Below are 19,781 nucleotides of genomic sequence, written 5' to 3' on the forward strand. Positions count from 1 at the left end.
AGTCGCCTGGCGAGCCGCGCTCAGCGACGGGCGAGCAGCAGCCCCAACACCAGGCCGACACCGGCTGCGATGCCGACCGCCTGCCACGGGTTCTCTTGAACGTACTCATCGGCGGCGTCGGCGATCTCGCGCGCGCGGCGCATCGCCTCTTCCTCGACTTCGCTCAGGCGCACCTTGGCCTGGCGCAACGATTCTTCGGCGCGGGCGCGCACTTCCTGGACCTTTTCGCCGGTCAGCGTCGAGGTCGCCTTGAGCAGCGCTTCGGCGTCCTCCATGACGGTCTTCAAGTCGGCGACCAGTTGATCGGTAGTCACTTCTACTCGGGCATTCATGAGTCGTTCCTCTCGAGCTGCAAGCTGCAGATGTTAGCAAACCAGTGAGCGTGCGGCGGTGCTAGCATGGCGACCTTTGCCGCGCGCCCGCGGCCACACGGAATGCAAGACCCATGACCCAGCCGCCACGCGTCGCACCGGTGAAAGATCGGTTCTACGCACGCACGTTCGCATTGGTGACGTGCCTGGTGCTGGGCCTGGCCTTGTTCAAGATCGTGCAGCCGTTCCTGGGTCCGCTGCTGTGGGCGATCTTCATTGCGTTTCTGCTTTATCCGCTGCATGTACGGCTGGCCGCCCGGCTGCGTGGCAAACCCCAATGGTCGGCGGCGTTACTGACCGTGCTCACATTCGTCGTCATCATCGGTCCGCTGACCGCGCTGAGCGCGGCATTCGCGGCTCAGGTCGGCGACCTGCTGCAGATCGTGCAAGACAAAGTCGCCGGCCAGACAACTGGCAACGTGTTGAATCTGGCGAATGTTCCCTGGGTGCGGCAGGGCCTGAACTGGCTCAACAACACCCTCGACATCGATCTTGCGCAGCTGCAAAGCTGGATCACGCAAGGCTCGAAAGAGACCCTGCAGACCCTGGCGTCCTTGACTGGCAAGGCGTTCATAGGCGCGATCGGCACGGTGGTCGGCTTCGTGCTGATGCAGTTCATGCTGTTCTTTTTCATTCGCGACGGCGGCGAGATGGTGCAGACCGCGCGCGAGCTGATTCCCATGGCCGAAGCGCACAAGGCCAAGCTGTTCGACCACCTGGCCGCGGTAACCCGCGCCATGGTGTATGGCACCGGCATGACGGCGCTCATTCAGGGAGCGCTGGTGGGCATTGCCTTTCTGATCGCGAATCTGCCCTCGCCCATCGTCTTCGGCGTGATCGCCGCGCTGTTCGCCTTGCTGCCGTTCGGCGGCACCGCACTGGTCTGGGGCCCGGCGGCGGTGGTGCTGGCGGTGCAGGGCCGCTGGGGTTGGGCCATCTTCATGCTGGCATGGGGTGCGATCCTGGTATCGCTGGTCGACAACGTGGTGCGGCCGATGCTGGTGTCGGGACGCGCCAATGTCGGTACGCTCACCGTATTCATCGGCGTGCTGGGCGGGCTGGCTGCGTTCGGCGCCATCGGCCTGTTCCTCGGGCCGGTGGTGCTCGCGCTGATCATCGCGCTGATTCGTTTCAGGCTCGAAATGCGGCGCGCGGAAGTAGCAGCAAAGGCCTTGTCGGCGGAATGATTCGCCCTGGCGTGTGCCTTGCGGGCTCGTTTAAAGAATTGTCATGAGTATCTCCGAACATACATTGCGCATCGCCACGCGGCAGAGCCGCCTGGCCCTGTGGCAGGCCGAGCACGTCGCGGCCTTGCTCAGAACCAAGCATCCGGGCCTGAAGGTGGAGCTGGTCCCCATGACCACGCAAGGCGATCGCATCCTGGATCGCCCGCTGGCCAACATCGGCGGCAAAGGGCTGTTCATCAAGGAGCTCGAGCTGGCCATGTCGGAGCATCGTGCCGATATCGCCGTGCACTCCATGAAAGATGTGCCGAGCGATATGCCGCCGGGCTTCACGCTGGCCGCGATGCTGCCGCGTGCCGATCCCCGAGACGCGTTTGTTTCTACCCGCTACAAGGATTTTGCGAGCCTCCCGCAGGGCGCGCGCGTCGGCACGTCGAGTTTGCGTCGACAATGTCAGTTGAAGAGTGCGCGACCGGATCTCGAGCTCATTACTCTGCGCGGCAATGTCGACACCCGGTTGCGCAAGCTCGATGAAAACCAGTACGACGCGATCATCCTCGCCGCCGCGGGCTTGATCCGCCTCGGCCTGGAGAGCCGCATCACCGAATATTTCCAACCCGAGCAATCGGTGCCGGCGGTCGGGCAAGGCATCATCGGCATCGAATGCCGCGATGACGATGCGCGCAATATCGCCTATGTGCGCGCACTGAACGACACTGAGTCATGGCAATGTTGTGTCGCCGAGCGTGCGTTCGCGCAGCGACTCGAAGGCAGCTGCCAATCTCCGATCGCCGGATTCGCCACGCTCAGCGGCGCACAGCTGCGATTGCACGGTGTGATCGGTTCACCCGACGGCAAAGAAATGTATCGCGGCTCGCACATCGGCAGCATCGACGATGCCGAAGCGATCGGCGCCCGGCTGGCCGAGGAATTGTTGAAAGATGGCGCCGGCCCACTGCTCGAACGCCTGCGCCAGGAGTCGCCATGATTCCGAAAGTCATGCCGCCGCTGGCCGAGCTCACGGTTCTCGTTACGCGTCCCGCGTCCCAAGCAGCGAGCCTGTGCGAACAAATCCAGCGCCATGGCGCGACCGCCATCGCATTTCCCGCGGTCGAGATTGCACCGGTCACGGCCGAAGCGGCCCGCGGGCACGACTTGATCATATTTGTGAGCGTCAATGCCGTCGCTCACGGTGTGCACTTGATCGAGAAGAGTGCGACGGCGCGCATCGCCGCCATTGGCAAGGCGACCGCGGCGGCATTGAAAGAAACATCGTTGCCCGCCGACATCGTTCCAGAAGCTGGCTTCAACAGCGAAGCTCTGCTGGCGCATCCCGATCTCACATTGCCGGACGGCGCGAAGGTGCTCATCGTGCGCGGCTCGAGCGGTCGCGAGCTGATGCAGGAGACATTCACTGCGCGCGGTTTTGTCGTCGAAACTCGCGACGTATATCGGCGCATTCGCCCGTCGATCGACGACGCCACGCGCGACGCGCTCGAAACACGCTGGCGGCAGGAAGGCATCGACGTAGTCACGGCGACCAGCATCGAAACCTTGCACAACCTGATCGAGATGCTGTCCGAGCACGGTCGCGCACTTCTGCGCGAAACCACGCTGCTGGTGGCCAGCCGGCGCATCGCTGAAGCAGCCCAGGCTGCTGGCATGAACGGGACGCTGATTGTCGCGAACGGCGCCGACGATGTCTCGATGATTGGCGCTTTGGCCCGCTGGAGGACCCGTGCCCGGGCGGCTTGAAAACGGCGCTGCGTGTTAGGATACGCCGGTCGCAAGCAGCGTCCTCTCCTATGGCCGAAACCGGTCCTGAAACTATCAGCTCGTCTGCTCCCGGCGATTCGTCGAGGACCCGTCGTGCACACACGTACAGTCGATTGACCACAGCTATCGCCGTGCTCGCGCTGGCCATCGCCGGCTATAGCCTGTTCCGTCTGGACTCGATGCGGGACAAGCTCGACACCGCCAACGACACGCTGGCCGCATCCAATTCGGATCGCGAGCTGCTGCGCGCCGAAGTGAAGAGCCAGGCCAGCCGCGAGCGGCAGGCGCATCGCGATCTGAACCGCCGTCTCGATACGCTCAACGACGCGCCTCAACAACTGCAGGAACTGGCTTCTTCGGTCGAGGAACTGCGCGGTCGCGCCGAAGGGCCGGAGCGCGCATGGTCACGTTCCGAGGCGTTGTTTCTTCTCGAGCTGGCGCAGCGCCGACTGACCCTGGAGCGTGACGTCGAGACCGCGATCGTCGCACTGGAATCGGCGGATCTGCGCCTGGCATCGCTGCGGGACGCATCGTTCGCCGGCGTTCGCCAGGAGATCGCCAAGGAGCTGCAAGCGCTGCGCGCCGTGCAGCTGCCCGACACCACTGGCATTCTCTCCCGCCTGATCAGCGCCGAAGAGCGCGCCAGCAAAGCTCCGGTGAAAGGCATCCTGCTGACCGAGCGCAACGGGCTCGATCGCAGCAAGCTGCCGGACGGAATGTTTGCTCGCGCCGCCGCCATTCTCAGCCAGACCTTCTCGAATCTCATCCTCGTGCGCAAAGTGGACGGAGTGTCCGGCAGCGTGATCACGGCTGAGGAAGCGTTGCTGAGGCGCCAGCACCTGCAGTTGTTATTTTTTGCGGCCCGCACAGCCGTGATCCGTCATGACGAGCAGGCCTATCGCACGGCATTGGCGGGCGCACGCCGCTCGCTCGGAGAATTCTTCGATCTCTCCAAGCCCGAGACGCAGGCGCTGTTGAACGAGGTGCAGGCGCTCGAACCGGTCAATGTCGATCCCCAGCTGCCCAGCGTATCCGGCTCGACCAATGCCCTGCGCCGGATGGTCCCGTCGCGCCGAGGTCCGGAGTAAGCACGGATGAGAAGCGGCCTTTATATCGCCGCGGCGATGATCATCGCCGGTCTGCTCGCCAACATCGTGTTGGGCGATCCGGGTTACGTGGCTCTGCGCTTCGCCGGGCGGCTGATCGAAATGTCGGCGGTCACGTTCGGCCTGGTGCTGATCGCCGGCTACTTCGTGGTGAGACTGTTGATCAAGCTCATCACCGCGCGCCGCGCCTGGAAGGAATCTCAGGAAGCACGTCGCCATGAGCGCGCACGTCGCAGCTTTGCTCAAGGCATCCTGGAATTGTCCGAGGGCAACTGGGAAGCGGCCGAGACCACTCTCACCCGCAATGTGCGTGAAGCAGAGTATCCCGCCGCTCACTATCTGACAGCCGCTCGCGCTGCGGACCTGCAAGGTGCGGCGGAACGGCGCGATGAGCTTCTGCAGCGTGCTTTGGAAGTTGCGCCCGATCGTCGGGCACCGGCGCTGGTCATGCAGGCCGAGGTGTTGCTCAAGCACAAGCAACTGCAGGCTGCGCTGACCACGCTCGAACAGCTCGAAGCGACCAAAGAACAAAATGCGCGAGGCTTGCTGCTGCTGGCTCGCGTGTATCGACAGCTCGGCGATTGGCAAAAGTTGCAGGCACTGGAACCGCGACTCCGCAGCACCCGAGGCATCACCGCTGCGATGGCTGACGAAACCGTCGCGCAGGTTCATCTGGACCGTCTGAAAGACGCCGGCACCAAGTGCGATCTGAACGAATTGAAAGCCGCCTGGAAAGAAACATCCCGATCGCTGGCCAAGCATCCGGAAATCGTCGTTGCGTACGCCCGCGCGTCGATGGCGTGTGGCGACCACGAGGCTGCGGAATCGGCCCTGCGCGATTGCATCAACAAACAATGGAACGAGTCCGCGGTGCTGGCGTACGGCGAGCTGGAAACCGACGAGCCGCTGAAGACGCTGGATCGTGCGGAAGGCTGGCTGTCGGAACACGGCGAAGATGCGGCGTTGTTGTTCACATGCGCGCAACTCGCAACTCGTGCAGAGCTCTACGGCAAAGCACGCAGCTTCCTCGAAACCAGCATCGCCATCCGCCCGCGCCTGGAGGCGTATCAACTGCTCGCGAGCCTGATGGAACAGCTGGGCGAGCGCGAGCGCTCAGTGAAGGCGCTGAACGACGCTCTGGCGTTCGCCGTGGGCCGCAAAGCCAACCTCCCGAAGATCCGCGCGCGCCGCTGGCAAGAGCGCAGACAGAGCGATCGGCGGAGAAGCTAGGCTTTTCTCATGTCCGCTCCTCGGCCTTACGCTCGCGTCACGCTGCTACCGTCGCAGCAGATCCTCACTGTCGAACGTGGTGAGACCATTCTCGATGCTGCGTTACGCGCGGGATTGAATCTTCCTCATAGCTGCAAGGGCGGGCATTGTTCGTCGTGCCGCGCTCGCATCCGGCAGGGCGAGGTGAGTTATCCGCACGGCCGCCCGCTCGGATTGATGGCGGATGAAGAGCGCGACGGCTACGCCCTGCTCTGTCAGGCGCACGCGGCGAGCGAAGATCTCACCATCGAAGTGCGCGAGATCCGGCCGCCGGTGCCGGAGATCGTCGTCAAGAGCCTGCCCTGTCGCATCGAGCGGCTGGAGCGTCTCACGCCGGAAATCATCGCGGTGTTCCTGCGCGTGCCGGCCAGCGAATATTTCCATTTCGCACCCGGTCAATATCTGGACGTCATGCTGCCGCAGAACCGACGGCGCAGCTTCTCGATTGCGAGCACGCCGGGCGACGGCAAGCTGCTCGAACTGCATATCCGTCGCGTGTCGAGCGGCGAATTCACCCAGCAGCTGTTCGATGGCACGCTGGAAAAAGCGCTGCTGCGGATCGAAGGGCCGCTCGGACAATTCTGGTTCCGCCGCGAGTCGCCGCGACCGGCGTTGCTGGTGGGCGGCGGCACCGGCTATGCGCCGCTGCGCTCGATGCTTCACAGCCTGCTCGAAGTCGGCGATCGCCGGCAACTGTATCTCTATTGGGGCGCGCAGGCAGCGCCAGATCTTTACGAGGACGCGCACCTGCGAGCGCTGTGCCAGCAACATCCGAATCTGCACTACGTCCCCGTGCTCTCGGCGCCGCGCCCCGATGATCAGTGGCAAGGCCGAACAGGCTGGGTTCACGCCGCGGCGCTGGAGGATCATCCCGATCTCGCCAAGCTGGATGTTTACGCCAGCGGCCCGCCCGTGATGGTCGAAACGATCCGCCACGAGTTCACGAGCCGCGGCCTGCCGCCCGAACAACTGTTTTTTGATTCGTTCGATTACGCGCCGGACGCGCTGGCCAAGCTCGGCAGCGCGCTCATGCCTTCACAGGATCTTTAGTTCGCAACAGATCGGCGAGCGCCGCGTTCAACTCGGGATAGCGGAACGCGAAGCCGGCGCTCAGTGCTTTGGTCGGCAGCACCTTCTGCCCCTCGAGCAGCAGTTGTGACATTTCGCCGATCGTGGCTCGCAGGATTCCGGCCGGCACGCGCACCGGAATCGACCAGCCGAACTGGGCGGACAATGTCTCCGCAAACTTCTGCTGTCGAACCGGCTGCGGCGAAGTGGCGTTGATGCCGCCGCTCATGTCTTCCTGCTTGATACAGAACCACAACAGGTCGAGCAGATCGTCGATGTGGATCCACGACTGCCATTGCTGCCCGGTCCCAAGCACCACACGCAGACGCATACGAGCGGACGGAATCAATTTCGGCAGCATGCCACCCGACATCCCCAGCACGATGCCGAATCGCAGGCGACACACGCGAACGTCATATCGCTCGGCCGCTTGCGCAGCCAGCTCCCAGGCCTGGCAGAGATGCGATTGAAAGATCGGCTGGCCACGCGCCGCTTCGGTGATTTCCTCGTCGCCGCGCACCCCGTAATAGCCGATCGCCGATGCATTGATCAGCACGTCTGGCTTGTGTTCGAGCCGAGCGATCAGGTCGGTGATTCTGTTGGTGACGCTCAACCGGCTATCGAGCAATTCAGCGCGACGCGCTGGAGTCCACGGCTGCGCGATGATGGGCGCGCCGGCAAGGTTGACGATCACATCGATGCGCTCGCCCGAAAGAATTTCGTCGAGCGAAGTAATCACCCGCACCATGGAGCCGAACACGTCGCGCGCACGCTGACCATTGCGAGTCAGCGCAACGACGCTGTGACCATCGGCAAGCAACCTGCGGCAGAGCCGGCGACCGATGAAACCCGTCGCACCCGTGACCAACACGATGGCCGGCGCGTCCGAACGGACCACACGCCGCGGCACGCGTTGCCACTCCGGCCGGCTCATGTGACGATCTTGGCGACCTTCGTGCCCATGCGCATGAGCTTCAAGAGCGTGGGCCGCGGCATGGTGCGGATCTGGTCGTACCAACCCGATAGCTCTTCGACGAACTCGAGCATGTCGGCAATGCGCTGCTTCACCTGCTCGGGCGTCTCGTGGTCCTTCCCGGCGTCGGCGGTAGCCTCACGCAACATTTGCAGAGTCGGGTCGATCTCGCGCTTCTTACGCCCATCCATGATCATGGTGAGCACTTCCCATATATCCTTGCGCGCCTGGAAGTAGTCGCGCCGATCGCCCAGTTGATGAGTCACGCTGACCAGATCCCACGCCTGCAGCTCCTTGATGCTGACGCTGACATTGGAGCGCGCCACATTGAGCGTTTCCGCAATCTCGTCCGCAGTCAGCGGCGACGGCGCCAGGAACAGCAAGGCATGGATTTGAGCCACGGAGCGGCTGACGCCCCAACGGCTGGCCATTTCGCCCCAATGGAGCACGCAACGATGCATGGTAGGCGTAAGCTGCATTGCTAGATCCATCCGTAATTTCTGTCTTTTCTGAAATTTAAATATGCACCGACGCCGTGTCAAGTCGATGGTCCGAGGGCGCGCATGAGCGCGGCCCGTCCTCATATCCTGATTGCCGGGTGTGGCTATGTGGGCCAGCGCCTGGCCGCCCGCCTGCGTGACCGTTATGAGGTCACGGCCCTGGTCCGCGCGAACGACAAGGGCGCCGCGCTGGAGCGCCACGGATTGAAAACCATCGTCATCGACCTGGATCGGGTGCGTGCCGGCGCCAGCCTGCCCGAGCGCCTGGATCAGGAAGCCATCGTCTACCTGGCTCCGCCGCCCAACTCGGGCGAGAGCGACCTGCGCCTCGATCGTTTCCTGCACCTGGCGTTCGTGCCGCCGAAGAGCTTCGTTTATATGAGCACGACCGGCGTGTACGGCGACGCCGAAGGTGGGTTGGTCGACGAAAGCACGCCGGTGATGCCGCGGACGGATCGCGCCCGCCGACGGGTCAGCGCCGAGGAAATGACCCGGGTGTGGTGTCACGAACGACGCGTTCGGCGCGTCGTGCTACGAGTGCCTGGGATCTATGGTCCCGAGCGGTTGCCGCTGGAACGATTGCGAAAGTCAGAGCCCGTGGTGCGGCCAGAAGACGCCGGCATCAGCAACCGCATCCATGTCGATGACCTGGTGGCAGCCTGTGAAGCAGCGATCGAGAACAAAGAAGCGCGTGGCGTTTACAACGTCACCGATGGCAACTCCATCAGTTCGACCGCGTTCATCGACCTGGTCGCAAAGATCACCGGCCTGCCGCCGCCGCCGCGCGTTTCGATGGAAGAAGCCCAGCTCACGTTCAGCCCCGAACGCCTGTCATTCCTCAACGAATCGCGCCGGGTCAGCAACGATCGCATGCTGAAGCACCTTGGCGTGAAGCTGCGCTACACCGACCCCGAGGCCGGCATTCGCGCCAGCCTGGGCAGCTAACTCGGCTGGCTCTTTTTACTATCGAGCCATTTGGTGATGGGCTTCCACTGCTCCCAGTCCGGGCTGGCCAGATATTCGGGCAGCTCGAAAATGCTCATGCCACGCTGATAGGCCCGCAGATAGTTGGTCGACTGACGCAGCTGACCCAGATACGGCACCTTGAGCTTCTCGAGGTACTGATCGAGCTCGTCGAACAGCAGGGTGTTCTCTCGCACGCGGTTCGCGACCATGCCCAAGCGCGCCTGTTGACGTTGCACCTTGCCCAGCTCGAGCAGCTCTTCCATGAAGCGCGCCGAGGCTTTCATATCGATGGGTGACGGCATCACCGGAATGATGATGGTCTCGGCCCGCCGGACCAGCTCGTTCATCTCCGCGCCATGCGTCCGGGCTGGAGCGTCGATCACCAGCACCTCGGTATCGCGCGGCACGCCTCGTATTCCTTCGTCATAGGCCGGCACGCCGGTGATCTTGGGCAGATCGTCCGGGCGCATCGCCAGCCAGTCGAGGCTGGACCGCTGCGGATCGTAGTCCGCAATGGCGACTTTGGCGTCCTGGCCTGCAAAGTAACAAGCGATGTTGGTCGCCAGGGTGCTCTTGCCGCTGCCGCCCTTGGAGTTCATTACCATCAAGTGGCGCATGAAAATCCTCGCTTCGCCGGAAAGAAAACAATCTTGGGCCCGTCGGGGCAGGCCGGACTGTGCTGGGTTTCGCGTTGTTGCGAATGATATGCTTCGGGCATGCGCCTGTCTTTCACCAAGATGCACGGCCTGGGCAACGATTTCATCGTGTTCGAGGCTCCCGCCGGCACCGAATTACCTTCCAGCGAAGTGTTTCGCCGCCTCGCCGACCGCCGTCTCGGCATCGGTTTCGATCAGGCCTTGGTGCTGATGCCGCCGTCCAAAGACGGCTTCGATGTGTTCTATCGCATCTTCAATGCCGATGGCTCCGAGGTCGAGCAGTGTGGCAACGGCGCCCGCTGTATCGCCAGCCTGGTCGCGCGCAAGCTCGGCAAAGCCAGCGTGCAGATGGACAGCCCCGGCGGCCAGATCAGCGGCTTCTTGAGGGATGACGGCCTGGTGTCCGTCGATATGGGTGTGCCCAACTTTTCTCCGGCAGCGCTGCCGTTCGACGCTTCACGCGAAGCCGACGTGTATCCGCTGCGTGTGGGTGAAAAGGAACTGCAGATCGGCGCGGTGTCGATGGGCAATCCGCACGCGGTCATGCAAGTGCCCTCGGTGCGGGATGCCGCCGTGGACACACTGGGTCCCGCGGTAGAGAATCATTCCCGCTTCGCCAAGCGCACCAACGTGGGCTTCATGGAAGTGGTGAGCCCGACTCACATCCGCTTGCGGGTGTTCGAGCGCGGCGTCGGGGAGACGCAAGCCTGCGGCACTGGCGCCTGTGCGGCCGTCGCCATCGGACGACGCTGGGGGCTGCTGCAGGAGGAAGTGCAGGTGGACGCACCGGGCGGTCGCATGATCGTGCGCTGGCCGGGTCCAGGCGAAGCGCTGTGGCTCACCGGCCCGGCGGTCACCGTTTTCGAAGGGACGGTGGAAGTTTGAGCGTTAGGAATCAGGCGGAAGAACAAGGCACCTGTATGAGCAAGCAACCGGTCCGCGATGTGGAGAACCTCACCCCCGCGGTCAGCGGCAAGCTGGATGACAGTGGGCCCAGCGAGACCGAGATCGCTGACTACCTGCAGAACAATGTCGACTTCTTCGAGCGCCACGCGGCGCTGCTGACCAAGCTGAAGCTCCCGCACAGCCGCGGCAACGCCACCGTGTCGCTGGTCGAGCGTCAGGTCTCGGCGCTTCGCGACAAGAATCAGACCTTGGAAGCGCGCCTGCGTGAGCTGATCGATGTGGCCCGGAGCAACGACGTGCTCGCTGCGAAGATCCACCGCCTCGCGTGTCGCTTGGTTCGCGCACGCTCCGCCGCCACGTTGCTGGACTCAATGGAAACATCGCTGCGCGAGGACTTCGGCGCTTCCGAATGGTTGCTGCTGCTCGCACCCAATCGTCCGACCGGTTTCAGCGGCATCGACAGCCGTCATCTGCGCCTGATCGATGCGAACGCCGCCGAGTTGAAAATGTTCGACACGCTGTTCGAATCCGCCCGCCCACGCTGCGGCCAGATTCGCGACAGCCAACGTGACTTCCTGTTCGGCGCCGGCACCGTCGAGATCGGCTCCGCCGCGCTCGTGCCGCTCGGCCGTGAAGCCGGCTTTGGCCTGCTCGCGATCGGCAGCCCGGACGCGCAACGTTTCCACCCGACCATGAGCACCGACTTCCTGGCGCGCATCGGCGATCTGGTGAGCGAGGCCGTCGCGGCCGCTTGATTTCGCGGTCGTGGGCGTCGATCGATGGATGAATCCGCCCTCGCCTGGCTGCCAAAGTTCTTCAACCACCTGTCCGTGGAGCGGCGCATGTCGCCGCACACGGATTCCAACTATCGCCGCGACCTGAAACGTTTCGTCGCTCATTGCGATAAAAGCGGCGTGACCGAGTGGTCGCGCGTCGACGGTCAGCACGTTCGCTCCTTCGCCGCGGCCGAGCATCGCGTCGGCGCCTCGCCGCGAACCATTCAACGACGTTTGAGCGCGCTCAGGAGTTTTTATAACTTCTTGTTGCGCGAAGGCGCGGCCAAGCTCAACCCTGCGATCGAAGTGCAGGCGCCGAAGGCGAAGAAACGTTTGCCCGCGACCATCGACGTGGACCAGATGAATCGACTGCTGAGCTTCCGCACCGACGAAGAAATCAGCGTGCGCGACAAGGCCATCATGGAATTGTTTTATTCCTCCGGCCTGCGCTTGTCCGAACTGGTCGGCCTGGATCTCACCGACATCGACCTCGCGGACCGAACCGTCCGCGTGCTAGGCAAAGGCAGCAAGGCGCGCGTGGTCCCGGTTGGCCGTCACGCCGTCGAAGCCATCAGCCGGTGGCTGCTCGAGCGCACCAAGCTCGCTGGCGTAGGAAATCCCGCGCTATTCGTCGGCAAGCTCGGCGATCGCATCAGCCCGCGCTCCGTTCAAAAACAGGTCGCAGCGTGGGCAAAGCACCAGGGCCTCGGCGTGCACGTCCATCCGCACATGTTCCGCCACTCGTTCGCCACCCATCTGCTGGAATCCAGCCAGGACCTGCGCGGCGTGCAGGAACTGCTGGGCCACGCGAACATAGCAACCACTCAGATCTACACGCACCTTGATTTTCAGCACCTCGCCAAGATCTACGATGCGGCCCATCCACGGGCGCGCAAAAAGACCTGACAGCGCGAAAAGCAGACACCATGAGCGAATCACCCCACGCAACTACCATTCTCTCCGTCCGCCGCAACGGTGTCGTCTGCATCGGCGGCGACGGGCAGGTCTCGTTAGGGAACACCGTGATGAAGGGCAACGCCCGCAAAGTGCGGCGGTTGTACGACGGTAAAGTGCTGGCAGGATTCGCCGGCGGCACCGCCGATGCGTTCACGCTGTTCGAGCGCTTCGAAACCAAGCTGCAGCAGTACGGCAATCTGACGCGCGCCGCCATCGAGCTCGCGAAGGATTGGCGCAGCGATCGCAGCTTGCGACGGCTGGAAGCCTTGCTGTGCGTCGCCGACACCAAAAGCTCGTTCATTATTTCGGGCAACGGCGACGTCATCGAGCCCGAAGACGATATCATGGCCATCGGCTCCGGCGGCGCGTTCGCTCAATCCGCCGCGCGCGCGTTGTTACAGAACACCCAGCTCGATGCCCGCACGATCGTCGAGAAGGCGTTGAACATTGCCGCCGACATTTGTATCTACACCAATCGTAATCTCACGATCGAAGAGTTGAAGTAACTCTTCCAATTGTATGTCAATGACTCCCCGCGAAATCGTTCAAGAGCTCGACAAGCACATCGTCGGACAAGGCGCCGCCAAGCGCGCAGTCGCCATCGCGCTGCGTAACCGTTGGCGCCGCATGCAGGTCACCGAAGCGCTGCGCGCCGAGATCACGCCCAAAAACATTCTGATGATCGGCCCCACCGGCGTCGGCAAGACCGAGATCGCCCGGCGGCTCGCTCGCCTCGCTCGTGCGCCGTTCATCAAGGTCGAAGCCACCAAGTTCACCGAAGTCGGTTACGTCGGCCGCGAGGTCGATTCCATCATCAAGGATCTGATGGACGTCGCGGTCAAGATGACTCGCGAGGAAGAGATGGAAAAGGTGCGCCATCGCGCCATGGACGCCGCCGAGGAGCGCGTGCTCGATGCCTTGCTGCCTCGGCCGAAGTCGCTCGGCTTCACCGCCGAGCCCGAACCCAATCCTCGCGACGGCGATACGCGGCAGAAGTTCCGCAAGATGCTGCGCGAAGGTCAGCTCGACGATCGTGAGATCGAAATCGAAGTTCGCGCCTTGCCTGTGGGCGTGGAAATCATGGCGCCCGCCGGCATGGAAGATCTCACCAACCAATTGCAGAGCATGTTCTCCAACCTCGGCGGCGCGCGCACCAAGACTCGCAAGGTGAAAGTTCGTGAAGCTTTCAAGCTGCTCACGGATGAAGAAGCCGCGAAAATGGTCAACGAAGAAGAGCTGAAGATGCGCGCGTTACAGAACGCCGAGCAGAACGGCATCGTGTTCATCGACGAGATCGACAAGATCGCTCGTCGCCAGGAAACCCACGGCGCCGACGTATCGCGTGAAGGTGTGCAGCGCGACCTGCTGCCGCTCGTGGAAGGCAGCACCGTCACTACCAAGCACGGCATGGTGAAGACGGACCATATTCTGTTCATCGCCTCCGGCGCGTTTCACATGTCCAAGCCATCGGATCTGATCCCCGAGCTGCAGGGCCGCTTTCCGATTCGCGTGGAGCTCGATGCGCTGAAGGTCGAAGAGTTCATTCGCATCCTGACCGAGCCCGACGCCTCGCTCTGCACGCAATACAAGGCGTTGCTCGCCACTGAAGGCGTGACGCTGGATTTCGACGCCAGCGGGGTCCGGCGCATCGCCGAGGTCGCTCATCAAGTGAACGAGCGCACCGAGAACATCGGCGCACGCCGTTTGCACACCGTGTTGGAGCGACTGCTCGAAGTGCTGTCGTATGAAGCCGCCGATAAGAATGGCTTCAGCGTCACGATCAACCAGGAATACGTCGATCAGTACCTGGGCGAGCTGGTGAAGGACGAGGACCTGACGCGCTACATTCTGTAGTTATCGTCCCTTGCTGAGGCCGGCCATGCCGCATCCGACCAACATCAAATCGCGCACCAAGTCGCGCGTACTGGAAGTCAGTTTCGACGACGGCTCGGTGTTCGAGCTGCCGTATGAATATTTGCGGGTGTACTCGCCTTCGGCCGAGGTGCGCGGCCATGGGCCCGGGCAGGAGCAGTTGCAGCTTGGCAAGCACGAGGTCGCGATCACCGAGGTCAAGCCGGTGGGCAACTACGCCGTCCAGCTGGTGTTCGACGACGGCCACAATACCGGCCTCTATACCTGGGCCTACCTGTACGAACTGGGCCGGGACCGCGCGCAGAAATGGCAGAACTACCTGGACCGGCTGAAGGAATTGGGCATTGCCTACCCTACCGTGCTGCCGAAGAAGCCCGCACCGTTCTCACTGAAGCCGCCGCGCCCCTAGCGCAAAACGATTAGAATGGGTCGTCACAGCCAGCGACGACCCATGACTGCCAACGCCACCCCTCCCCCGAACGCGACCACCGACTTCGGCTACCAGCAGGTGCCGGTCGCGGAAAAGCAGGCGCGGGTTCGAGCCGTTTTCGAATCGGTCGCGAGCAACTACGACCTGATGAACGATCTCATGTCGGCGGGCACGCACCGACTGTGGAAGCGGTTCACGCTGTCGCAGACGGGATTGCGCCCCGGCCAGCGCGCGCTCGATGTGGCCGGCGGCACGGGCGACCTCTCGGCGGGCATGTGCAAGCAGGTGGGTGGAAATGGCCTGGTCGTGCTGACCGACATCAATGCCGCCATGTTGGCTGAAGGCCGCGACGCGATGACCGACCGCGGCTTCGTCAACAACGTTCGATTCTCGCTCGCCAATGCCGAGCGCTTACCGTTTCCCGACAGCAGCTTCGACTGCGTGACCATTGGCTTTGGCCTGCGCAACGTCACTGATAAGGCGGCGGCTCTGCGCTCCATGCAGCGCGTGCTGAAGCCGGGCGGACAGCTGTTGATTCTGGAGTTCTCGCATCCCGTCGTCCCCGGATTGAAGCCGTTGTACGACGCGTATTCGTTTTCGGTGTTGCCATGGCTCGGCAAGGTTGTCGCGCGCGATGCAGACAGCTATCGCTATCTCGCCGAGTCGATTCGCAAGTTCCCCAAGCAGCAGGAGCTGATCGAAATGATGCAGGCGGCGGGCTTGGAGAACTGCAAGTACCACAACCTCACCGGCGGCATCGTCGCCCTGCATCGGGGCTATCGTTTCTGACATGCGTCTGACGCCGCTGGAATCGCTGCTCAATCGGAATATCGCCGCTTCGTCAGCGGCGCGCGCGTTGTGCCGTCGCTTGGATACCAAGGTGATGGCGCTGCACGTCGAGGGCATGCCGCTCAGCATCTATTTCAAAGCGAACGGCGAGCAAATGTCGCTGGACACGCAGCACGAAGGCACGCCAAGCGCGACGTTGTCGGGCACGCCCTTGTCGCTGCTGCGTATGGCCGGCCCAGCGCCCGAAGCGGCGTTGCGAACAGGGTCGGTGCACATTCATGGCGATGCCGAGGTCGCGCAAACGTTCAGCGAGCTGCTCAAGCAGGCGCGGCCCGATCTGGAAGAAGAGCTGTCCCGGGTCATTGGCGACGTGGCTGCTCATCAGGTCGGCAATGCGGCGCGCTCGGCGCTTGGATTCGCACGCCGGGCCGTGGACACGTTTGCACAGAATGTTTCTGAGTACCTCCAAGAAGAAGGGCGCGATGCTCCGAGCCGGACCGAGGCGGATGAGTTCATTACTGGCGTCGACAAGCTGCGCGACGATGTCGATCGCTTCGAGGCGCGCCTGTCACTGCTCGAACGCAAGCGCGGTTGACGCATGCGCCTGAGAGTTATTTCACGGCTGCTGCAGATTCAACGCGTCCTGGTGCGCCATCGCCTGGACGAGATCATTCTCGCGACGCATCTGTTCCGGCCGGTTCGGTTCGCGTTCTATCTTTCGCCGAACACCTGGTTCCGGCGCAAAGCCTTGCTGTCGCGCGGCGAACGCTTGCGTCTGGCGCTCGAGGAGCTGGGACCGATCTTCATGAAGTTCGGTCAGACGCTCTCGACGCGTCGCGACCTGCTGCCGCGGGATATTGCAGACGAGCTGGAGAAACTGCAGGACCGCGTGCCGCCGTTTTCGAATGACGCTGCTCGCGCCATTGTCGAGGCCGCGTATGAGCGCCCAACCAGCGATGTATTCGCTCGTTTCGACGCCGCTCCGCTGGCGGCGGCGACGATTGCTCAAGTGCACGGCGCGCAGCTCAAGGACGGCAAGGAAGTCGTCGTAAAAATCGTGCGGCCCGGCATTCGCGCGCTCATCGAGCGGGATGTCGAAGTGCTGTACGCGCTCGCGGATCTCGCGAACCGGTACTGGAGCGACGCGCCGCGCCTGCGGCCGGTCGAGCTGGTCCGTGAGTACGAGAAGACCATCATCGATGAGCTGGATCTGAAGCGCGAGGCGGCCAACGCGCAGCAGCTCAAACGCAATTTCGTCAACTCACGCTTGCTGTATGTGCCCGAGGTCTACTGGGACTACACACGCCACAACGTAATGGTGATGGAGCGCGTGCAAGGCGTGCTGGTCAACGATATTGCAGAGCTGCAGAGGCGCGGCGCCAACATTCAGCGCCTGGCAGAGAACGGCGTGGAGATCTTTTTCACCCAGGCGTTCCGCCATAACTTTTTCCACGCCGATATGCACCCAGGCAACATCTTCGTGTTGCTCGACAATCCCGAGCAGCCGCAATACGCGGCGGTCGACTTCGGCATCGTCGGCACACTGGCGCCACGGGATCAGCACTATCTCGCGGAGAATTTTCTCGCGTTCTTCGAGCACGATTATCGCCGGATCGCTCAGCTGCACATCGATTCGGGGTGGATTCCCGCGCATGTTCGCGTCGATGAACTGGAGTCGGCGGTGCGCACGGTGTGCGAGCCCATTGCGAACAAGCCGCTGCGGGAGATTTCCTTCGGCCAGGTGCTGATCAGCTTGTTCGAAGCGGCCCAACGCTTCGATGCGCAGTTGCAGCCGCAGTTGATGCTGATCCAAAAGACGCTGCTGCAGATCGAAGGTGTCGGCCGTCAGCTGTATCCGGATCTGGATTTGTGGAAGACGGCACAGCCACTGCTGCGTCAGTGGATGGCCGAACGCTGGAGCCTGCGAGCCCTGGCCCGGGATGTGCGCAAACAACTGCCCGATATGCTGCAGGCGTTACATCAGTTACCGCCGCTGGTGGAGAACGCGGTTCAACGCGCATCGGACGGGCGGTTCAGAGTGCCCATCGATACGACGGAGATCGAGCGGCTGAAACAGACGATCAAGGAGGACGGCCGCCGCCGCGACGTGACCTTGGTGGGTGCGATCGGCGTGCTCAGCAGCATCATTCTGCTTGCGACCGATACCGGCCCGGAGTGGTTGGGCTTTACCTTGCTCGGAGCCAGCATCGTGGGCTTGTTCACGCTACGCAAATAACGCAGCAACCTTGTTTTTTTCTTGGCCTGCGGCTGGCGCCATCTGGGCCGGCCGCAGGCCAAAATAAAACCACCGTGGCGGCGTTATGCGCCGGCGGGCTTCTGCCCGCCACGGATCAGCTCCCACACCACCGGCATCAACGAAATCACGATGATCGCAATCGTGACCAGGCCGAAGTTCTCCTTGATCAGCGGCACGTTGCCGAACAGGTAGCCGCCCCAGATGAAAATCGTCACCCACAGGAACCCGCCCAGCAGGTTATAGGTGAAGAACTTCGCCCGGTTCATGTCCCCCACGCCCGCCACGAACGGAGCGAACGTACGCACGATCGGCACGAAGCGCGCCAGCACGATGGTCTTGCCGCCGTACTTCTCGTAGAACGCGTGCGTCCGATCCAGATATTCCTTTTTCAACCAGGGAATGGTGCCGCTGAACGCTCGCGGCCCGATCGCCCGGCCGATACGGAAGTTGGTCGCGTCGCCCAGCCAGGCCGCCACCATCAACAACGCCCACAACGCCGGCGCGTTGAGCGTCCCCGTGGTATCGACCGCTGCCAGCGCGCCGAGAGCAAACAATAACGAGTCGCCCGGGAGAATCGGCGTCACCACCACGCCGGTCTCGCAGAAAATGATCAGGAACAGGATCGCGTAGATCCAGTGGTGATAATTGGCGATGAGCTCGATGAGGTGCTTGTCGAGGTGCAGGATGAAATCAATGAACCACGTGATCAGCTCCATGCGGTCGGCGCCTCAGGACGCGGCTCGCAGCGGCTTCACGCGCGGCTGGTTGTTCTCATCGACCAGCACGACGATGGGCTCGTGCTTCTCGACTTCGGCATCGGAATATTGCGAGTAAGCGCAGATGATCAGCAGGTCGCCGACCATCGCCCGGCGCGCCGCGGCGCCATTCAACGAGATCGCGCCCGAACCGCGGGGCGCCTTGATGATGTACGTCGAAAAGCGCTCGCCGTTGTTGACGTTATAGAGCTCGATGTACTGATTTTCCCGTAGCCCGGACGCTTCCAGCAGACCTTCGTCAATGCCGCACGAGCCTTCGTAGTCGAGGTCGGCCTGGGTCACGCGCACTCGGTGCAGCTTGGCCTGGAGCATGGTTCGGAGCATGGGGTCCTCTTAAGTCAGTGGGCCAGGGGCCGGCCCCTGCAGATGGCGGCCCGAAGGCTGCAGGCAGGGGACATCAGTGTCAAGGTGACACATGGCAGCAGAATTACGTCGATGGCGCGCCTTGGGAAGCAGCCATTAGCTGATCGAGCAGTGACTCGATCTCTGTTCCGACCAGCAATGCCGCCCGATGTCGGGGATTCTGGAAGCCCTCGGTCACCGCCAGGTCGAGAAACTGCACCAGATGATCATAGTAGCCCTGGAAATTCAGCAGTCCGCTCGGCTTCTTGTGCAATCCCAGTTGAAACCAGCTCCAGGCCTCGAACAGCTCGTCCAGGGTGCCGATGCCGCCCGGCAGGCTCAGAAACGCGTCGGACAGCACGCCCATCACGAACTTGCGCTCGGACAGGGAGCTGACGACGCGCAGCTCGGTCAGCCCGCGATGGCCGGCTTCGCGATCCAGCAGCATCTGCGGAATGATGCCGATGACTCGCCCGCCGGCCGCCAGCGCCGCATCCGCCAGGGCGCCCATCAGCCCCACTTTGCCGCCGCCATAGACCAGCGTGAGCTGTCGCTCGGCAATCAAGCGGCCGGTAGCCCGGGCCAGGTCCATATATTCGGGTCGATTGCCGGGGCTGGAGCCGCAAAACACACAGATTGAGCGCATGGCCCTGATTCTAACCGAGAGCCCGTTACGTTAATCGAGACGACGAGGCGTGCGAACCAGCGCACACTTCGCGCCTTGGACCGTGCCTGTCAGTGTTCTTTGGAGCACTGGCTCTCAAGCCGGGTGGCCAGTGCCCGATATGTTCAACAGATGTCTCGCGG

Annotated in this window: 23 protein-coding genes; 16 read left to right on the forward strand and 7 right to left on the reverse strand. The window is 62.8% G+C overall.

The features are described 5' to 3' along the window. Window positions 1–20 precede the first annotated feature (20 nt). Window positions 21–332, reverse strand: coding sequence for a DUF883 family protein (locus EK373_RS03340; RefSeq protein WP_129641315.1), 312 nt, complete (start codon window positions 330–332; stop codon window positions 21–23). A gap of 113 nt (window positions 333–445) precedes the next feature. Between EK373_RS03340 and EK373_RS03345 the strand changes: the two genes are divergently transcribed. The 6 genes from EK373_RS03345 to EK373_RS03370 all read left to right on the forward strand — a co-directional run bounded on the left by EK373_RS03345 (window position 446) and on the right by EK373_RS03370 (window position 6,756). Continuing rightward, complete coding sequence (locus EK373_RS03345) at window positions 446–1,558, forward strand: AI-2E family transporter (protein ID WP_129641316.1); 1,113 nt, start codon at window positions 446–448, stop codon at window positions 1,556–1,558. 49 nt (window positions 1,559–1,607) lie between these two features. Then, entirely contained in the window at window positions 1,608–2,543 is a 936-nt protein-coding gene (hemC, locus tag EK373_RS03350; protein WP_198683303.1) for a hydroxymethylbilane synthase, read from the forward strand. After that, a complete protein-coding gene (locus tag EK373_RS03355) occupies window positions 2,540–3,310 on the forward strand; it encodes a uroporphyrinogen-III synthase (protein ID WP_129641318.1) in 771 nt (256 codons plus the stop codon). The genes hemC and EK373_RS03355 overlap by 4 nt, the downstream gene beginning before the upstream one ends. A 134-nt stretch (window positions 3,311–3,444) precedes the next feature. Next, the gene (locus tag EK373_RS03360) at window positions 3,445–4,419 is read left to right on the forward strand and encodes a uroporphyrinogen-III C-methyltransferase (protein WP_157994200.1); all 975 of its coding nucleotides are present in this window, start codon (window positions 3,445–3,447) and stop codon (window positions 4,417–4,419) included. A 6-nt stretch (window positions 4,420–4,425) separates the two neighbouring features. Continuing rightward, a complete protein-coding gene (locus EK373_RS03365) occupies window positions 4,426–5,667 on the forward strand; it encodes a heme biosynthesis HemY N-terminal domain-containing protein (protein ID WP_129641320.1) in 1,242 nt (413 codons plus the stop codon). 9 nt (window positions 5,668–5,676) lie between these two features. After that, on the forward strand, window positions 5,677–6,756 hold the full coding sequence (locus EK373_RS03370; RefSeq protein ID WP_129641321.1) for a 2Fe-2S iron-sulfur cluster-binding protein: 1,080 nt from the start codon (window positions 5,677–5,679) through the stop codon (window positions 6,754–6,756). On the opposite strand, the gene EK373_RS03375 is transcribed toward EK373_RS03370, so the two are convergent. After that, window positions 6,734–7,708, reverse strand: coding sequence for a TIGR01777 family oxidoreductase (locus EK373_RS03375; RefSeq protein ID WP_129641322.1), 975 nt, complete (start codon window positions 7,706–7,708; stop codon window positions 6,734–6,736). The two genes, EK373_RS03370 and EK373_RS03375, sit on opposite strands and share 23 nt — an antisense overlap. Next, window positions 7,705–8,226: a GbsR/MarR family transcriptional regulator gene (locus tag EK373_RS03380; RefSeq protein WP_129641323.1), complete on the reverse strand. Its 522-nt coding sequence runs from the start codon at window positions 8,224–8,226 to the stop codon at window positions 7,705–7,707. Before EK373_RS03380 ends, EK373_RS03375 begins: the two co-directional genes overlap by 4 nt. 84 nt (window positions 8,227–8,310) lie before the next feature. Here EK373_RS03380 and EK373_RS03385 point away from each other — a divergent pair, with 84 nt between their 5' ends. Further along, entirely contained in the window at window positions 8,311–9,192 is an 882-nt protein-coding gene (locus EK373_RS03385) for an SDR family oxidoreductase (protein ID WP_129641324.1), read from the forward strand. Here EK373_RS03385 and EK373_RS03390 read toward each other — a convergent pair. Continuing rightward, complete coding sequence (locus EK373_RS03390) at window positions 9,189–9,830, reverse strand: ParA family protein (protein WP_129641325.1); 642 nt, start codon at window positions 9,828–9,830, stop codon at window positions 9,189–9,191. The two genes, EK373_RS03385 and EK373_RS03390, sit on opposite strands and share 4 nt — an antisense overlap. Window positions 9,831–9,935: 105 nt before the next feature. On the opposite strand from EK373_RS03390, the gene dapF reads away from it, so the two are divergent. The 9 genes from dapF to ubiB are packed head-to-tail and all read left to right on the forward strand — an operon-like array spanning window position 9,936 to window position 17,835. Beyond that, entirely contained in the window at window positions 9,936–10,754 is an 819-nt protein-coding gene (dapF, locus tag EK373_RS03395; protein ID WP_198683304.1) for a diaminopimelate epimerase, read from the forward strand. Window positions 10,755–10,789: 35 nt separating this feature from the next. After that, window positions 10,790–11,530, forward strand: a complete 741-nt coding sequence (locus EK373_RS03400) for a DUF484 family protein (RefSeq protein ID WP_129641327.1) — start codon at window positions 10,790–10,792, stop codon at window positions 11,528–11,530. Window positions 11,531–11,554: 24 nt separating this feature from the next. Then, window positions 11,555–12,457 carry a tyrosine recombinase XerC gene (gene xerC, locus EK373_RS03405; RefSeq protein ID WP_129641328.1) on the forward strand — a complete coding sequence of 301 codons (903 nt, stop codon included), beginning with the start codon at window positions 11,555–11,557 and terminating at the stop codon, window positions 12,455–12,457. A 20-nt stretch (window positions 12,458–12,477) separates the two neighbouring features. Next, a complete protein-coding gene (gene hslV, locus EK373_RS03410) occupies window positions 12,478–13,014 on the forward strand; it encodes an ATP-dependent protease subunit HslV (RefSeq protein WP_129641329.1) in 537 nt (178 codons plus the stop codon). Window positions 13,015–13,033: 19 nt separating this feature from the next. After that, complete coding sequence (gene hslU / locus EK373_RS03415; RefSeq protein ID WP_129641330.1) at window positions 13,034–14,362, forward strand: ATP-dependent protease ATPase subunit HslU; 1,329 nt, start codon at window positions 13,034–13,036, stop codon at window positions 14,360–14,362. A gap of 25 nt (window positions 14,363–14,387) precedes the next feature. Continuing rightward, complete coding sequence (locus EK373_RS03420; protein ID WP_129641331.1) at window positions 14,388–14,789, forward strand: gamma-butyrobetaine hydroxylase-like domain-containing protein; 402 nt, start codon at window positions 14,388–14,390, stop codon at window positions 14,787–14,789. A gap of 42 nt (window positions 14,790–14,831) precedes the next feature. Next, window positions 14,832–15,599, forward strand: coding sequence for a bifunctional demethylmenaquinone methyltransferase/2-methoxy-6-polyprenyl-1,4-benzoquinol methylase UbiE (gene ubiE, locus EK373_RS03425; protein ID WP_129641332.1), 768 nt, complete (start codon window positions 14,832–14,834; stop codon window positions 15,597–15,599). Window position 15,600: 1 nt separating this feature from the next. After that, window positions 15,601–16,194: a ubiquinone biosynthesis accessory factor UbiJ gene (locus tag EK373_RS03430; protein ID WP_129641333.1), complete on the forward strand. Its 594-nt coding sequence runs from the start codon at window positions 15,601–15,603 to the stop codon at window positions 16,192–16,194. A 3-nt stretch (window positions 16,195–16,197) separates the two neighbouring features. Then, a complete protein-coding gene (ubiB, locus tag EK373_RS03435; RefSeq protein ID WP_198683045.1) occupies window positions 16,198–17,835 on the forward strand; it encodes a ubiquinone biosynthesis regulatory protein kinase UbiB in 1,638 nt (545 codons plus the stop codon). Window positions 17,836–17,918: 83 nt separating this feature from the next. Here the strand turns inward: ubiB and EK373_RS03440 are convergent, their stop codons facing one another. The 3 genes from EK373_RS03440 to EK373_RS03450 form a co-directional block, all read right to left on the reverse strand. Then, the gene (locus EK373_RS03440) at window positions 17,919–18,572 is read right to left on the reverse strand and encodes a DedA family protein (RefSeq protein WP_129641334.1); all 654 of its coding nucleotides are present in this window, start codon (window positions 18,570–18,572) and stop codon (window positions 17,919–17,921) included. Between the two features lie 12 nt (window positions 18,573–18,584). Next, complete coding sequence (gene panD / locus EK373_RS03445) at window positions 18,585–18,956, reverse strand: aspartate 1-decarboxylase (protein WP_129641335.1); 372 nt, start codon at window positions 18,954–18,956, stop codon at window positions 18,585–18,587. Window positions 18,957–19,059: 103 nt separating this feature from the next. Further along, window positions 19,060–19,620 carry a TIGR00730 family Rossman fold protein gene (locus EK373_RS03450; protein WP_129641336.1) on the reverse strand — a complete coding sequence of 187 codons (561 nt, stop codon included), beginning with the start codon at window positions 19,618–19,620 and terminating at the stop codon, window positions 19,060–19,062. Window positions 19,621–19,781 lie beyond the last annotated feature (161 nt).

This window comes from Peristeroidobacter agariperforans, from assembly GCF_004138335.1.
In the GTDB taxonomy this organism is placed as follows: domain Bacteria; phylum Pseudomonadota; class Gammaproteobacteria; order Steroidobacterales; family Steroidobacteraceae; genus Steroidobacter; species Steroidobacter agariperforans.

Bases quoted from the DNA above. Each gene is read 5' to 3' on its own strand.
- EK373_RS03340 (WP_129641315.1), bottom strand. From the start codon at position 332: ATGAATGCCCGAGTAGAAGTGACTACCGATCAACTGGTCGCCGACTTG.
- EK373_RS03390 (WP_129641325.1), bottom strand. From the start codon at position 9,830: ATGCGCCACTTGATGGTAATGAACTCCAAGGGCGGCAGCGGCAAGAGC.
- EK373_RS03375 (WP_129641322.1), bottom strand. From the start codon at position 7,708: ATGAGCCGGCCGGAGTGGCAACGCGTGCCGCGGCGTGTGGTCCGTTCG.
- EK373_RS03385 (WP_129641324.1), top strand. From the start codon at position 8,311: ATGAGCGCGGCCCGTCCTCATATCCTGATTGCCGGGTGTGGCTATGTG.
- EK373_RS03380 (WP_129641323.1), bottom strand. From the start codon at position 8,226: ATGCAGCTTACGCCTACCATGCATCGTTGCGTGCTCCATTGGGGCGAA.
- EK373_RS03450 (WP_129641336.1), bottom strand. From the start codon at position 19,620: ATGCGCTCAATCTGTGTGTTTTGCGGCTCCAGCCCCGGCAATCGACCC.
- panD (WP_129641335.1), bottom strand. From the start codon at position 18,956: ATGCTCCGAACCATGCTCCAGGCCAAGCTGCACCGAGTGCGCGTGACC.
- EK373_RS03440 (WP_129641334.1), bottom strand. From the start codon at position 18,572: ATGGAGCTGATCACGTGGTTCATTGATTTCATCCTGCACCTCGACAAG.
- ubiB (WP_198683045.1), top strand. From the start codon at position 16,198: ATGCGCCTGAGAGTTATTTCACGGCTGCTGCAGATTCAACGCGTCCTG.
- ubiE (WP_129641332.1), top strand. From the start codon at position 14,832: ATGACTGCCAACGCCACCCCTCCCCCGAACGCGACCACCGACTTCGGC.
- EK373_RS03345 (WP_129641316.1), top strand. From the start codon at position 446: ATGACCCAGCCGCCACGCGTCGCACCGGTGAAAGATCGGTTCTACGCA.
- hslV (WP_129641329.1), top strand. From the start codon at position 12,478: ATGAGCGAATCACCCCACGCAACTACCATTCTCTCCGTCCGCCGCAAC.
- EK373_RS03420 (WP_129641331.1), top strand. From the start codon at position 14,388: ATGCCGCATCCGACCAACATCAAATCGCGCACCAAGTCGCGCGTACTG.
- EK373_RS03400 (WP_129641327.1), top strand. From the start codon at position 10,790: ATGAGCAAGCAACCGGTCCGCGATGTGGAGAACCTCACCCCCGCGGTC.
- EK373_RS03355 (WP_129641318.1), top strand. From the start codon at position 2,540: ATGATTCCGAAAGTCATGCCGCCGCTGGCCGAGCTCACGGTTCTCGTT.
- hslU (WP_129641330.1), top strand. From the start codon at position 13,034: ATGACTCCCCGCGAAATCGTTCAAGAGCTCGACAAGCACATCGTCGGA.
- EK373_RS03370 (WP_129641321.1), top strand. From the start codon at position 5,677: ATGTCCGCTCCTCGGCCTTACGCTCGCGTCACGCTGCTACCGTCGCAG.
- EK373_RS03365 (WP_129641320.1), top strand. From the start codon at position 4,426: ATGAGAAGCGGCCTTTATATCGCCGCGGCGATGATCATCGCCGGTCTG.
- xerC (WP_129641328.1), top strand. From the start codon at position 11,555: ATGGATGAATCCGCCCTCGCCTGGCTGCCAAAGTTCTTCAACCACCTG.
- EK373_RS03430 (WP_129641333.1), top strand. From the start codon at position 15,601: ATGCGTCTGACGCCGCTGGAATCGCTGCTCAATCGGAATATCGCCGCT.